Source organism: Mucilaginibacter lacusdianchii (assembly GCF_009770985.1).
GTDB classification, from domain to species: domain Bacteria; phylum Bacteroidota; class Bacteroidia; order Sphingobacteriales; family Sphingobacteriaceae; genus Mucilaginibacter; species Mucilaginibacter lacusdianchii.
The window spans coordinates 97906-112843 of the sequence record NZ_WSRW01000002.1 but is presented as its reverse complement, the minus strand read 5'-3'; the positions used below and the strand labels follow the sequence as shown (position 1 = coordinate 112843).

General features: G+C 40.7%; 14 protein-coding genes. 5 read left to right on the top strand and 9 right to left on the bottom strand.

The genetic code is table 11. The features are described from left to right. The first annotated feature begins 3 nt into the window (after positions 1-3). From GPM24_RS07515 to GPM24_RS07505, 3 genes are read left to right on the top strand one after another with little or no spacing between them, the layout of a single operon-like run. Positions 4-888 carry a hydroxypyruvate isomerase family protein gene (locus tag GPM24_RS07515; RefSeq protein ID WP_158826157.1) on the top strand — a complete coding sequence of 295 codons (885 nt, stop codon included), beginning with the start codon at positions 4-6 and terminating at the stop codon, positions 886-888. A 32-nt stretch (positions 889-920) separates the two neighbouring features. Further along, positions 921-1796: a sugar phosphate isomerase/epimerase family protein gene (locus GPM24_RS07510; protein WP_158826156.1), complete on the top strand. Its 876-nt coding sequence runs from the start codon at positions 921-923 to the stop codon at positions 1794-1796. Continuing rightward, positions 1793-2575 carry a 3-keto-disaccharide hydrolase gene (locus GPM24_RS07505; RefSeq protein WP_233268758.1) on the top strand — a complete coding sequence of 261 codons (783 nt, stop codon included), beginning with the start codon at positions 1793-1795 and terminating at the stop codon, positions 2573-2575. The genes GPM24_RS07510 and GPM24_RS07505 overlap by 4 nt, the downstream gene beginning before the upstream one ends. Positions 2576-2610: 35 nt before the next feature. On the opposite strand, the gene GPM24_RS07500 is transcribed toward GPM24_RS07505, so the two are convergent. From GPM24_RS07500 to GPM24_RS07485, 4 genes are read right to left on the bottom strand one after another with little or no spacing between them, the layout of a single operon-like run. Next, positions 2611-3264, bottom strand: coding sequence for a response regulator transcription factor (locus GPM24_RS07500; RefSeq protein WP_158826155.1), 654 nt, complete (start codon positions 3262-3264; stop codon positions 2611-2613). After that, positions 3261-4067, bottom strand: coding sequence for a sensor histidine kinase (locus GPM24_RS07495; protein WP_158826154.1), 807 nt, complete (start codon positions 4065-4067; stop codon positions 3261-3263). Before GPM24_RS07495 ends, GPM24_RS07500 begins: the two co-directional genes overlap by 4 nt. Continuing rightward, positions 4048-4725, bottom strand: coding sequence for a hypothetical protein (locus tag GPM24_RS07490; RefSeq protein ID WP_158826153.1), 678 nt, complete (start codon positions 4723-4725; stop codon positions 4048-4050). Before GPM24_RS07490 ends, GPM24_RS07495 begins: the two co-directional genes overlap by 20 nt. Next, positions 4715-5254 carry a hypothetical protein gene (locus GPM24_RS07485; protein ID WP_158826152.1) on the bottom strand — a complete coding sequence of 180 codons (540 nt, stop codon included), beginning with the start codon at positions 5252-5254 and terminating at the stop codon, positions 4715-4717. Before GPM24_RS07485 ends, GPM24_RS07490 begins: the two co-directional genes overlap by 11 nt. 391 nt (positions 5255-5645) lie before the next feature. Here GPM24_RS07485 and GPM24_RS07480 point away from each other — a divergent pair, with 391 nt between their 5' ends. Then, a complete protein-coding gene (locus GPM24_RS07480) occupies positions 5646-6482 on the top strand; it encodes a sensor histidine kinase (protein WP_158826151.1) in 837 nt (278 codons plus the stop codon). A gap of 50 nt (positions 6483-6532) precedes the next feature. Here GPM24_RS07480 and GPM24_RS07475 read toward each other — a convergent pair whose 3' ends face one another. From GPM24_RS07475 to GPM24_RS07455, 5 genes are all read right to left on the bottom strand, one after another. Then, positions 6533-6742 carry a hypothetical protein gene (locus GPM24_RS07475; protein WP_158826150.1) on the bottom strand — a complete coding sequence of 70 codons (210 nt, stop codon included), beginning with the start codon at positions 6740-6742 and terminating at the stop codon, positions 6533-6535. Positions 6743-6898: 156 nt separating this feature from the next. Then, positions 6899-10084 (bottom strand): efflux RND transporter permease subunit, encoded by a 3186-nt coding sequence (locus GPM24_RS07470; protein WP_158826149.1) that lies wholly within the window; start codon positions 10082-10084, stop codon positions 6899-6901. Positions 10085-10136: 52 nt separating this feature from the next. Next, entirely contained in the window at positions 10137-11198 is a 1062-nt protein-coding gene (locus GPM24_RS07465) for an efflux RND transporter periplasmic adaptor subunit (protein WP_158826148.1), read from the bottom strand. Between the two features lie 42 nt (positions 11199-11240). Beyond that, positions 11241-12614, bottom strand: a complete 1374-nt coding sequence (locus GPM24_RS07460) for a TolC family protein (protein WP_158826147.1) — start codon at positions 12612-12614, stop codon at positions 11241-11243. Between the two features lie 75 nt (positions 12615-12689). Next, entirely contained in the window at positions 12690-13145 is a 456-nt protein-coding gene (locus tag GPM24_RS07455; protein WP_158826146.1) for a MarR family winged helix-turn-helix transcriptional regulator, read from the bottom strand. Between the two features lie 131 nt (positions 13146-13276). Here GPM24_RS07455 and GPM24_RS07450 point away from each other — a divergent pair, with 131 nt between their 5' ends. Next, on the top strand, positions 13277-14917 hold the full coding sequence (locus GPM24_RS07450; protein ID WP_199269708.1) for a M28 family peptidase: 1641 nt from the start codon (positions 13277-13279) through the stop codon (positions 14915-14917). Positions 14918-14938 lie beyond the last annotated feature (21 nt).

The following is a 14938-nucleotide window of genomic DNA, read 5'->3' as shown; positions in this document are numbered from 1 at the left end:
TTCATGGCATCGCACAATAGAAGAAAGGCTATCAAAAGTATGCTGGCTGGCACCGCAGCGCTAACCGCATCAAGTATTGTGGCGCCCGTTAGCAGCTTGGCAATGGAACAAAGTACCGAAAAGTTAAAAGGTAACATCAACCATTCAGTTTGCCGGTGGTGTTACAATGATTTATCGCTTGATGATTTATGCCGTGCTGCAAAGCGGATAGGTATAAAAGGCATAGATTTGGTTGGACCAAAAGATTGGCCAACGCTTAAAAAGTATGATTTAGATTCGCCCATGTGTAATGGTGCGGAAATAAATTTGACAGACGGCTTTAATGACAAACGCTTCCATGATACACTTGTCAAAAGCTATTCGGAGATGATACCATTAGTTGCTAAAGCCGGGTATAAAAACCTGATTTGTTTTAGTGGTAGTCGCCGCGGAATGGACGATGAAACTGGCTGGAACAACTGCGCTGCCGGTTTAAAGCAGCTGATGCCGTTAGCTGAAAAACATAAGGTAGTGTTGGTTATGGAGTTGTTGAACAGCAAAATTAATCATAAAGATTACCAATGCGACCGTACCTGGTGGGGTGTTGAACTTGCCAAGCGCGTGGGATCTGAAAATTTTAAATTGCTGTACGATATCTATCACATGCAGGTAGATGAGGGTGACGTTATTCATAACATCACTGAATATCATAATTATATAGCCCATTATCACACAGCCGGAGTACCCGGACGTAATGAAATAGATGAAACGCAGGAATTAAACTATCCAGCTATTATGCGGTCAATAGTAGCAACTAAGTTTGATGGTTATGTAGCTCAGGAATTTATTCCAAAGTATACCGATAAGCTTGCGTCATTGCAAAATGCTATACACATTTGTGATGTTTGATGAATCGAGAAACTAAATTATAAATAAACGTTATGACTACCAGAAGAACGTTCTTGACACAGGCCGGAATGCTCTCGGCAGCTGCTTTATTAGCACCGAATATTTTAAGTGCAAAGGGCGCCAGCAAAACTGGATTACAATTATTCACATTGCGTGAGCAACTGCCTAAAGATGTAAAAGGTACAATAGCCAAAGTAGCTGCTGCAGGATACGGTGAGGTTGAGACCTTTGGTTATTCAAAAGATAACGGCTACTGGGGACTAAAGCTGCCAGAATTTAATGCTTTATTAACTTCTCATGGTTTAACCACACCGAGCGGACACTACGGTATGGATTCGGTTTTAGCTGATGATAAATATGATCAGGTAAAATTAGGTATTGAAGCTGCTAATGCATTAGGGCAAACTTATTTTACCATTCCTTATGTTGATCAAAGGTTTCGTAAAACAGCCGATGATTTAAAACGGCTGGCCGAAAAAATAAATAAAACTGCTGAAGTGTGTAAGGAAGCTGGTTTAAAAACAGCTTATCATAATCATAACTTCGAATTTGAAACAGTGGATGGTACTACATTCTATGATGTACTTCTAAAGGAAGGAGATCCTAAGTTATTAAATTTTGAACTGGATTTGTATTGGGTAGTACGGGCAGGAAAAGATCCGGTTACTTTATTTAACCAACATCCGGGGCGTTTTGCAATGGTACATGTGAAGGATATGAATAAAACTAAACGAGAACTAAATACTGAAGTAGGAACAGGTTCTATCGATTATAAAACCATAGTAGCCAAAGCTAAACAATCAGGCGTTCAGCATTTTATTATGGAACAGGAGAATTTTACTAACATCGATCCATATGTTAGCATAGGCAAAAGCTTAAATTACATGAAAAACGTATTACACGTATGAAAATGCATATCAACTTTAAATTAATTACTACTGGCCTTTTAGTAAGCTCTTTTTATATGGCTAACGCACAGCAAAAAGCCAAACCAGAAGACACTGAAGTTTGGGATCCAATTCCTAAAGTGGTAGCGCCAGGTAAATCAACCTTAGATGCGCCTTCAGACGCCATCGTATTATTTGATGGTAAAAACCTGAATGAATGGGTAACTACTGAAGATAGAAACAAACCAGCAGAATGGACAGTTTCTGGAGGAATATTAACTGTTAAAAAAAGCGCTGGAAACATCGAAACCAAGCGGTCTTTTAAAAATTATCAGTTGCACATTGAATGGCGTATACCTGCTAACATAAGCGGCACAGGCCAGGGCAGAGGTAACAGTGGTATCTTTTTAGCATCAATAGGTAAAGGCGATGCAGGGTATGAGTTGCAGGTGCTTGATTCATACAACAATAAAACTTATGTAAACGGTATGGCCGGCAGTATTTACAAACAGTTTGTACCGTTAGCTAATCCGGCTAGAAAGCCAGGCGAGTGGCAAAGCTACGATGTGATGTGGTCAGCACCTGAATTTAACAGTGATGGCTCTTTACAAACGCCTGCTAAAGTAACCGTTTTGTTCAACGGCGTATTGGTGCAAAATAACACGATACTAAAAGGTCCAACTTTATACATCGGCGCACCGTCTTATCAACAACATGGTGCAGCACCTATCAAATTGCAAGCACACGGTGATCCAAGCGAGCCAATCAGCTATCGCAATATTTGGATTAGAGAATTATAATAATACTTAAAGGCATAACTGGTAATAGTAACCGGTTATGCCTTTACTATACCGTTTTTTACGGCAAACATAACTAAGCCTGCCGTATTTCTGACACCAACTTTGTCAATTAGCCGCTGGCGTATACCTTCTACCGAACGTGGACTTAAAAATATCTTTTCGCCAATCTCGGCTGTAGTCCTTTCTTCACAAATTAAATTTAACACTTCCAACTCCCGTTCACTAAGCTGAATATCGGGCTTAAAAGAAGGTTTTACATTACCTTTAGTCACTAGTTTTTTTAACAAGGCCTTGCTCACCAAATCGTTAAAATATACATCATTCTCATGTACGGCGTTGATGGCTTGGCATATCTCGTCTGGGTCGGCATTTTTAAGTAGATAGCCATTGGCACCGTTTTCCATTAAGTGAGCTATAAACTTATCATCATCATACATGGTAACAATGAGTACCTTGATATTTTTGTAAAGCTTTTTAACTTCCTTTGTTGCCTCGATGCCGTCCATAACTGGCATTTTAAGGTCCATCAATATCACGTCTGGCGTTATTTGCTCTAGACCAGTTAGTAGCCGGCTGCCATTTTCAGCTTCTAAAATTACATTAAATCGCTCATCGCGCATCAAGCCCACTTTCAATCCGTCACGAAAAATTTTGGAGTCGTCGGCAATGGCAATTTTAATTTCACTCATGAGTTTAGTACCTTTTGTGGTACAAAAATATCAATATAATAATAGCCGTCCTGTTGTAATGTAAATTCAATACTTCCTTTAAGCAGAATAATTCGGTTTTGAATGTTTTTTAAACCTAGCCCGTCTCGTTTATATCTAAGTTCTTCAAACTGTGCCTGGTTTAGTCCATTGCCATTGTGCGACAGTGTAATTTGTAGTATGTTGTTTTTAAATCTCGATTTAACGTGGAGCTGTTCCGGTTTCGCGTGCTTTAACAGGTTGTTAGTTAACTCTTGAATAATGCGGTATATACTGGTGTCATTTGCCGGATCAGAAGTTTCATAGCTATCATCTAAAGAAGTGCTGGTTTCGATAATATCATCATGTGACAACTTTATTAAGAAGTGACGGATTGCTTCATTCAAACCAAATTCCTGCAAAATACTGGAGTGCAAAGTATGGGATATACCACGAACCTTCTGGATGGCTTCATCAAGAAGTTCCTTACCCTTTGCATGCAAAGCTTTTACTTTAGGGTTGTCGGAATTCAATCCGTGAAAATGAAGTTTAGTGGCTGCCAGCAGAGCGCCCACCTCATCATGCAGTTCTTCGGCAATGCGATGCCTTTCAGACTCTTCACTACGAACAGCAGCCTCAATTAATTGATTTTGCTGGCCTTCTCGCAGTTGCTGCAGATGTTGCTTATACAAAAACTTATTGCGCTGAGTGAAGATAAATATGAGCAAGAAGCTGATAAAAAGAAGTAGCATTACAGCAATGCCTACTACTAGTAAAAGCTTTAAATTATTTGCATCGTGATTCATACAAGCCTCTTGCCAAAAACAAATTCAGCACAACGTATGAAATATTATGCACATTCCAAATTTGCACAGCAAATTGTGATGTCAATACGGTCAGTTCGTTGTAGAGCAAAAAAATGAAAAAGTTAACGGCTACATAAATGCCCAACCCTGTTACAATCCAAAAATCGGGCTGATGCTTATGCAGCATTTCATTTTCATCTTTTACTTTGTAAAAGTAATACAAGAGGCAATAAACCAAAAGTAAACCGGCTTCTATAGCTAAAAGGCGGCTGCTAAACTTCCAGTAATCAAAAAAGCTTTCAAAGAAGCTAAAATTTATACCTAAGAAGGCTAAAAAAATTACAGGAATAACTTTCTTAAATGTTTGCAAAAAAGGTTGATTCAGTTTTAAAAAAAAGGTACTGAACAATACAAAAGTTACTACCGAATGTGTGTTGTATAGATAGTTGTTGGAATTTAAGTGAGGAGGAAGTAGGGTACGTAGTTTCCAAGTCAAATCAATCACCAAATTAATGGCCAGCGATAGCCATACATAGGCTGCTATCAAATTATATAACGGTGGCTGCTTTCGGAAACGCACTAAAATGGCTGATGGTATGAGCAATGCCCATACCTCAGCCCAATCAAAAACTAAAGCTAGAATTTTATCAGTTACCAAAACCTCTTATTGATTGTATGGTTGCTGGTGGCGAAGGATTAGTGTCATCGCCGTAATCGCCATCGTTATGGCCTTCTGGCACAACGAATTCATAATTACCTTCAACAAGTTGAGCAGGTCTAACTCGGTAATAAATACAATTTTCCGGACTGATTTTAGGAACAAATATCAGTGCATCTGCTAAAGCTTCACCGCTTCCTATCAACTCAACTATTTGAGCCTTAGATATGCCGTTAGGGGCTAATATAAAAGGAGCATCTACAGCAACGGTGAAATTGCCAAATGGAGCAAGCGCATCGGGGTTGCTGGCGTTGTAGTAAACTTCATTGTACCCTAATGTGCTGCCTTGGGTGTTGCCATGCGCATAAGATAATAAGTGCAATGTGGGCGAACCATCGCTGCCAGCATTAAAATTTTGCAGAAACATAAAGCAGTCTAACTGCGGATATTCGGCTAAAGTGTTTTGAATATCTGCTACACTATACAGTAAGTGAGGCAAATTTAATTGAACAGTAGTGTTTAAATTCATCGGCTAAAAAATGTTAAGAAGTGATAAGGTTTAGGCTGGCTCTATATTTTAGCATCGCAAATAACGGCATTTTAGGGTCTCGTTTACAATAGTGTATATACGCTGCTAAAACAATACGTATTTATACGTTTGCGAAAGCAAAAAGGTCACATTAGTTTAAGCAAATACAAAGCTATTTATATGCAATGGAAAGTGTTTTATGTACGGTTTATTACATGCGTAAAAGTACGCTTAATACAATTTAAGTAGTTCTGCTTGTTAAAAAATTAGCTGTTAGCACTACATTTGAAATTCATTCACTGCCTCTGATAAATGTGCCTTGTCAAAAGGTAAACTTATTGCTTTAAAAAAGCAGCTTGATAATTAACTGTTTGTAAAATCTGTAAAAAAAATGAACACCGATAGTTATTTTGAGCATGAACATGTAATTGCTACGGAATGGTTTAACGTTAACAACATAGCCAATAATATGGGCGATATTGCCGGCAAAAAAACTAGTATAGAGCAAGAACAAGAACGGATGATTGCCAACTTGTTGCAGCGTAATCGCGACTTAGAACAATTTGCTTATATCATATCTCATAATCTTCGTGCACCTATGGCCAACATTGTTGGGTTATCGGGCTTGCTTTCGGAGAGTGGTAATCACAACCAAGGTGATGAACAAATATTGCAAGCACTGCGCCATTCGGTAAATATGCTGGATAAAGTAATCACCGACTTGAATGATTTGGTGCAAATAGACAATGATACAGAAGATAACGCTGAAACCGTTAACTTATCTGACTTGGTCCATGAGATTTATTTAAGCATTGATCATTTAATTGAGCAAAGCAACGCGAAAGTTATATGCGATTTTGATGCTATACCTGAATTGCGTTGCCTCAAGAGCTATCTATACAGTGTTTTTCAAAACCTAATTGTTAATAGTATCAAGTACCGCCGAGAGGATTTGAATCCTGAAATGGTAATTGTTAGCCGTTATGAAGGAAATAAAGTTTGCGTTTATTTTAAGGATAACGGGCGGGGGATAGATCTGTATAAGCACGGGCATCAGTTGTTTGGCTTTTACAAACGTTTTGACCACGACACCGAAGGTAAGGGCATGGGGCTGTTTATGGTAAAAAGGCAGGTGGAGCGACTTGGAGGCACTATATCTGTTCAAAGCAAACCTAACGCCGGTACTGAGTTCCGGTTGGAATTCCCAATCAATATTGCGAAATTCTGATTTTAGGAAAAATAGAATTAAAAAAGGACGAGCTTATGGCTCGTCCTTTTTTATTTTTCGTCTAAACTGCTAAAGTAGTCTGGTTCTGATGCGTTACGCTGGCTTGGTGTGTAGTGCCATTCCGGCGTAGAATAGATATCTTCAGACGGGTTAGTAAACTCCATCATCTTAAGTAAGCCACGTACAAATGATACGTTAAACTTTTTCCGGTCAAGCTTAATCAAAAATTCTTTATCTGTAATTTCTAATGTCGAGTTCATAGGATTATCATTTTTATAAAGCTATTATACATTTATAAACACATGATTATCCTTATTTTAAATTTTGGTTAAGAAGTTTATGGGGCGTTAAAAAGAAAAGCCTCATTGTGAACATATGCACAATGAGGCTTTTAGCTTTATACAATATAGGATTGATTAATGATGGCTCAAGCCGCCTTCTTCATCAACTAACACTTCTTCTTCCATTTGCGATAAAATCAGTTTCTTTTTATCAGGGCCGCCTTTGCTAAAACGCGCGATAGCACGGTCGAGTATTTTGTAAACCACCGGAACAACAATCAATGTGAGGAACATGGATGATATTAATCCGCCGATGATTACCCAAGCCAAACCGTGTTTGATTGCACCCACACCGCCACCGGCTAAGGCAATCGGAATCATACCTATAACCATCGCAATAGTAGTCATTAAAATAGGGCGCAAACGGGCGTTGTTGGCATGTATCAACGCTTCGTCGGTACTTTGGCCAGCTTCTTTCATCTGGTTAGCAAAGTCAACCAGCATAATTGCGTTTTTAGCAACCAAGCCTATCAGCATGATGATACCCAAAATACTAAATATGTTCAACGTATTGTTGGTTAATGCCAATGCCAGCAAGGCACCAATTAACGATAACGGAATAGAAAACATCACCACAAACGGACGCGCATAGTTATCATACAATGCCACCATGATTAAGTACATGATGATAATTGATAGCAATAAGGCAATACCTAAAGTGCTGTTCGATTTGCTTTGATTCTCGGCATCGCCACCAAATACATACGATACACCCTCAGGCGTTTTAAGCTTAGTAAGCAGCGCTTGGAATTCACTGGTAACCGTACCGGTTGGACGGCCAATTACCTGGGCCTGTACGTTCACAGACGAAAGTTTGTCACGACGTTCCAGGCGGCTAGGGCCGGAGCCTTCGGTCACCGTCGCAAATTCAGACAAACGCACATTCTGACCTTTGTTGTTAACAAATTGTATGTTGGCAACGTCGTTAACATTTTTACGGTTGAAGTTGTCGTACCGCAGGTTGATGTCATATTCGTACTCACCCTGGCGCAACTTCAATTTACTATCTTGGTCGGTTCCGCTAAATGCAGTCTGCATGGTACCGCCTACAACATCCATTGTTAATCCTAAGGCCGCCATTTTATCGCGGTCAACGCTTACATGCACTTCGGGGTTACCTTCCTCAACAGATAGTTTCACCTCCGATGTACCGTCAACCTTTCTTAGTTCGGTCATTGCCTGTTTAGCGAAAGCCATTGCTTTATTCAAGTCTGTACCCATTACTACCAAATCAATAGCAGCACGGTCGGTAGTACCGAATATGTTCAGCGGACTGGTTTTTACTTTGGCACCTACCAGTATTTTACTTAACTCGCCTTTTAGTCGTGCCGCATATAAGTCAGAAGGTTCGCTTCTTTCTTCCTCGGGCACCATGGTTACGTTGATTTCAGATTTATAGAAGGTAGCCTGCGTAGCACCAAAACCATCCTCACTGCTTTGGCCAACGGTAGTGGTAAGCGATGTAATCAAAGGTTGCTTACGTAAATAAGCCTCGGCACGCATGGTGTACTGGTTGGTTTGTTCCAAAGAAGCATCCTTGGGCAATTCCAAACCAACTACAAACTGGCCACGGTCGCCTTTCGGTATAAATTCGCCGCCTATAAAGCCGCCACCCAGTAAGCCCATTACCGATACCAAGAAAAGCACTATGGTAGCAATAAGGGTAATAGCTTTATGATCTAAAGCCCACTTTAAGATATTAGTTACCCAATTGGTGAAATTGGTTAATTGCTTTTCAAACCAAAGAATAAATTTTTCGAACAGGTTTTTACCGGTGATGTGTTCCAACTTGCCAAAACGTGACGATAGCAGTGGAACTACGGTAAATGACACCAGCAAACTCAAAAGCGTAGCGATCACTACCACAATACAGAACTGCTTTAATATCAACGTTACCAAACCCGAGGTTAAAGAGATGGGAAGGAACACAACCACAATTACCAAGGTAATTGATGTTACGGTAGTACCAATTTCGGTTACACCATCATAAGCCGCACGTACGCGGTTTTTACCCATTTCCATGTGGCGATAGATGTTCTCGAGTACCACAATGGCATCATCCACCAAGATACCTACTACCAGTGATAAGGCCAGTAGCGACATCAGGTTCAATGAGTAACCTAACAATTTCATACCCGCGAAAGTTACAATCAATGATAATGGAATGGATACCATTACAATTAATGAATTCCGTAAACTGTGCAAAAACAATAGCATTACTACTGCCACCAGCACAATTGCAATCATTAAGTCTTTAATTACGTCATTGGCCGATTCGAGCGTAAACTCTGAAGTATCTGAAGCGGTAATCAGCTTCAGGTTACTGCTGGCATATTCTTTTTCTATTTGCGCAACGGTTGCCTTAACGCCTTCACTCACATCCACCGCGTTAGCGTCAGACTGTTTGATAATCTGTACCACAATCGATGCCTTCTGATTATAGCGGGCCAGTTTTTCCGCATCTTTTTGCGTATCCTGTACATCGGCTACATCCTGCAAACGTACTTGCGAGCCATCAGCACTTGTGGCTACTACCAAATTGCGTAACACATTTACATCGGCATACTTACCCGACAAACGGATCAGCATTTGATTGTTGATCGTTTTGATGCGACCGGTTGGGTAATCAACGTTGGAGTTAGTGATAATTTGACGCAGTTGCAGCAAAGAAAGGTGGTTAGCGTTTAACTTACCAGCATCCACGTTGATTTGAATTTCACGTTCTTGGCCACCTACTAAACTTACCTGTGCTACACCGCTTATACGTGCTATACGCGGGGCCAGGCGCTGATCCATCAAGTCGTAAAACTTAACAGGGTCCATGGTGGCTGTAGCCGATAGGGTAACGATAGGCAAATCATCCAGCGAGAATTTATTTAACGATGGTGTTTTAGCGTCACTAGGCAGGTTAGATAACACACCGTTAATTTTACGTTGGGCATCTTCCAAACTGTAGTTGGCATCAGCATCATCCTGCATTTGAATAGTAACGGTTGACACCCCTTCCAGCGAGCGGGAAGTAATCTTGTCAATCTTTTCCATAGACGACACCGCATCCTCAATTTTTTTGGTGACTGTGTTTTGCACCTCATCCGGACCTGCGCCTGGATACACAGTTGTAACGTTTACAATGGGCTGGTTAAACTTGGGTAGCAACTCGTAGTTAAGCGAGCTGTAGCTTATCAATCCCAAAATACCGAGTATGGTAAACACCACCACCACAATGGTTGGGCGCTTAATGGATATTTCTGTAATTTTCATTGAATCTATATATCTTGTAAAAGCCGATTATTGACATCGGCCTTGGCCCACTTTATTGTTGTTGCGTAACTGCTGTGCCATCTGTAAGGTTAACCTGGCCGCTTACAATCACGGCGTCACCTTCTTTCAAACCACTGCGAATTTCTACCTTGTCGCCAAATACACGACCGGCTACCACCTGACGGTTCTTTGCCTGACCGTTTTCATAAACGTAAATAACATTAGCATTTAAGCCTGCATAAAATGCAGCACGTGGAATTAGTAGGGCAGGAGCTTGTTTTGGTAAGCTAAAATTAGCTGTGCCATACATGCCGGCTTTCAATTGTTTGCCTTTAATATTTACTACTTCAACTTCTACAGGGTAATTCAATGTAGCATCGCCGGCAGCAGCTATAAAGGTAATCTTGCCATTGTACTCGGCTTCCGGAAAAACGTTTGCGGTTACTTTTACGCGGTCGCCCTGTTTTAATTGTACAACGCGGCTTTCAGGTACGTTTACAACCAATTTTAATCTAGATATATCTACAATCTCGAACATTTTTGTGCTGGGAGACAAATATGTACCTACGTTTACACTGTTACTGTTGATGATACCATTTATGGGCGATTTAATAGTGGTATTTGATAGGTTTTTATTGACCTGCGCATAGCGTGCTTTTGCATTTTCGTATTGCAAACGCGCATCATCTACTTGTTTTTGGGTAACACCACCTGTAGTTAATGCTTTTGAGTAGCGGTCAAAGTCGGTTTTAGTTTGATTCAGGTTGTTGCGAGCGGTTTGCAGGTCGGCATTTACAATATCATTGTCCACACGGGCCAGTACCATCCCTGGTGAAACCACGCTGCCATTATCAACATATAAGCGAGTAATACGACCGGAAATTTCAGAAGAAAACTCCACTTGATTTACGGCCTGAAAATTACCATTCGCGCTAAAATCCTGATCAAAAGCAGTGTAAGCGGCTTTGGCTACACGTACCGGAACGGCACCTGATGTGCTTTCTTTTACTTGTGCAGTACGCTCGGCGCTTTCCTTTTTATTGGTTTGCAATTTCCAGATGATGAGCGCCAGAACAGCTATAATGATGACGCCGTATAGCAGAAACTTTTTCATTTTTTGTATTTAGTTGACTGTTTAGAGTTTTATCAAATTAATTTATTGTAATAACGACCGGATGTTGCCTGCCGAACGGATACTTTCAATCTCGGCCAGTTTATAGTCTAGCAGTGCCTGGGTATAGCTGTTTTGTGCGGTGATGAAAGAATTTTGTGCATCCAGCAAATCGGTTAATGTAGCTAGCCCTAAGTTGTAGTTGGCTTGGCTGGCACTATACACGTTTTCGGCCAGTTGCACATTTTGACGTTGCGCTTGTATGGAGCTTATACTGTTGGCCATTTGAATACGCGAGTTTTGGAAACCGGCGGTTAAGTTTAATGCAGTTGCTTCCCGGCGTTTTTCAATTTCATTTATCTGAATTTGATTTTGGGCAGCGCGTGACCGGCGTGAAAACCCGTCAAAAATTGGAATGTTCAACCGCAGACCGAATGCCCCGATACCATAGTTCACCTGATCGCCACCGCCGGCAAACAAGTTGCTAAAGGTGTTGCTTTGCGCGTTTTGGCTATAATTAAAAAATGCACTTAGCTTAGGGTAATTTTCTGCTTGAGTAGCTTTTTTTTGTAATTGACCTAGCCTTACTTGAGTATTCAATACCAGAATTTCTGTACGTTTTTGTAAATCGAAATTGTCTTCGGGCACATATTGCGTAACCCGTTCTTCTATATCACGTATTGATAAATCAGCCGGAGTAATGTTGCTTTCTACTGATACGCCCATTAATACTTTAAGCTGATTTGTTTGAATGGCAATTTGATTCATAGCCTGCGTACGTTGAGTTTGTGCGTTAGTCAAACTAACCTTAATGCGGTCTAAATCAATTTTGCGTGCTAAACCATTATTGTATTGGCCTTGCGTAGCATTAACCAGTCGGGTTAGGCGTACAATGTTAGTATCCTGTACTTTAATCTGTTCACGATTAGCCAAGATGCGATAATATGCTTGCGAAACCTGACTAATTACCTCTTCTTCTGTTTGCTTAGTGCTTAATTTATAATACTCGCGTCCGGCTGTAGCTGCTTTTAAACCAGTAAATGCAGCTGCGTCAAACAATGGTTGACTTACATCAGCGCTGATTGCAGTAGTATAAGTGGTACCTGCAACCAATGTAGTAGGCTTACCATCGCTGCCACCTGCCCCCGGAAATACACCTGCAGGGATTACAATTACTTGTTTTTTAAAGTTATCACTCAGGTTACCCGTGGCATTTACCTGTGGTAAGGAGCGCGAGCGGGTTTGAATGATTTGCTGTTCGCCGTTTTGTTCTTCATACCGGCTTATGGCAATATTTTGATTGTTAGAAAGCGCCTGTTGCAGGCATTGCTTTAAGGTAAGAGGCTGGCTTTGCGCCATAAGCAAAGCCGGAAAACCACTGAACAGTAGGAGTGCTGCTGATAGTTTTCTGATATTCATATTTGTGTTTGGGATTAAATTAATTATTTATGACGCTAAAAAAATGTTTTATTAAGTTGATGTATCAACTATTAATCAAAAAATATTCTCTGTATTTGTAATATTTGTAGTCACTTTATCCAGCAGTTCTGTTAAAATAAGCTTTTCTGCAGTTGACAGATTGGCAAACATCTTGTCATCTACGTTATACGCTTCCTGTGCCATACGTTCGGCTAAACTGGTACCGGCTTCCGTGAGCATTACCAGCTTTTTACGTTTATCGTTGCTATCTAACTCAATTTTCACATAACCGGCCTTTTCAAGATAATTTACTGTTCTTAAAACAGATGACTTGTCACGCATTAACTCGTCTGCAATTTCTTGCTGAGATTGCGGACCGTTATAATAAGCAACCATCAATACGGGTGCCTGTTCAACCTGGATCTGCAATCCCTCTTTTGACAGCGTTTTGTTAGCTTTGTTACATATTATTTTATGTATATCAAAGATTTTAAACAGCAATAAGTCTTTATTGATATTACACTTTTTCACAACGCAAAGTTATTAATTATAGTTGATGTGTCAACTATTTTCTGTCATCATGTTTTCACATTGTATAAAGTAGGGACAAGAGCCATGTGCAACGGAAATTTATATCTTTAACTTTTTAGTAAAGTTTTACAATGATGAATGTTTCTAAAAAGTTTGCTACCGCTGTTCTGGTTTCTTCGGTGTGTACAAACCTTTATGCGCAAAAGCCTAATGTAGCAGCGCCTGTAGCTCAGGCAATGCAGTTTTCAAACGCTGATCAGCTTAAGGCAGACATTGCTTATTTGGCCGACGACAAATTAAAAGGCCGCCAGCCCGGTACAGAAGGTTTTCAAATGGCTGCCGATTACGTGATTGCCCGGATGAAAAGTTATGGCGTGCAACCTGCCGGCGAGAACGGTGGCTGGCTACAACAGGTAAGGTTACGCAAGGCATTTACCGATAAAGGCGCTCAGGTAAACCTAACTATTAATGGTCAATCGGCTAAATTGGAATATGGCCGTGATGTAGTAATTTATCCCAATCCCGAAGCCAAGTCTTCTTCTGTGAGTGCGCCCGTTGTGTTTGCAGGGTTTGGTATTACCAACTTGGAGCAGCACTATGATGATTATGCTAGTGTTGATGTAAAAGGTAAAGTGGTGATGGTATTCCGCGGGGCACCCGAAAGTTTTCCGTCATCCGAAGTATCGCACTTTATGGATATGATTACCATTCAGAAAACGGCTGCGCAGCACGGGGCCGTAGGTGTTATTATCGCTTCGGCTGATAGTACAGGTCGTATGGCAAATTTAAGTCGCGGTATTTACAGCGTGCTGGATAGCAAAGGCAAAATTGTAGTATCACGTAGTTATTATAACAACCAAATTAAATCATTAGCAGCCTTAAACTATAGCTATGTTCAGCAATTATTGAAGGGAACAGGCAAAAGTGTAAAAGAAGTTTACGCGGCATTAAAAGGTGGAAAGTCGCAAAGTGCGATGTTGAACGGCGTTGTATTCAGCGCTAATTGTAACAGCACCTATCAGGATATCAACAGCTTTAATGTGGTTGGTAAGATTAGCGGAACTGATCCTGTCTTGAAAGATGAGTATGTAGTACACAGCGCACATTTAGATCACTTAGGCATTAGTACGCCCATACAAGGTGATAGTATTTATAACGGTGCACATGATAACGCATCGGGCGTTTCCAGCATGTTGCAAATCGCCAATATTTACTCGCATCTAAAAGTTAAACCTAAACGCTCAATTCTTATGGTTGCTGTAACAGGCGAGGAGCTTGGCGACCTAGGCTCAGGTTATTTCGCCGCGCGCCCAACAGTGCCGGTTAAAAATATGGTGGCCGATGTAAATACGGACATGCCAACTATAATAGCACCACTGCTTTCTGTTACAGCGTTGGGTGCCGAGCACTCCTCATTGGCTAAAGTGGTTGACGAAGCCGCTGCTTATTTGGATTTAAGTGTAGAACCTGACCCGGAGCCAAAAGAAAATCGTTTTGTCCGTAGCGACCAGTATAGTTTTGTTAAAGAGGGTATACCGGCGCTGCACATTAAATATGGCAGCAAAACCGCTGATGGTAAAAATAACCTGAACGAGTTTGTTGCCCAGTGGCGCGCCAAGTACTATCATAAGCCGCAAGATGATATCAACGGGATTTTTGATTTTAATGCGGGTGCCAAGTATGCACAGCTTAACTTTTTGATCGGTTATATGGTGGCAAATACCAAAGCCAGGCCGGAATGGAATAAAGGTGATGTTTTTGCTGTAAAATAGCAGATAAGCATAAAAGAAAAG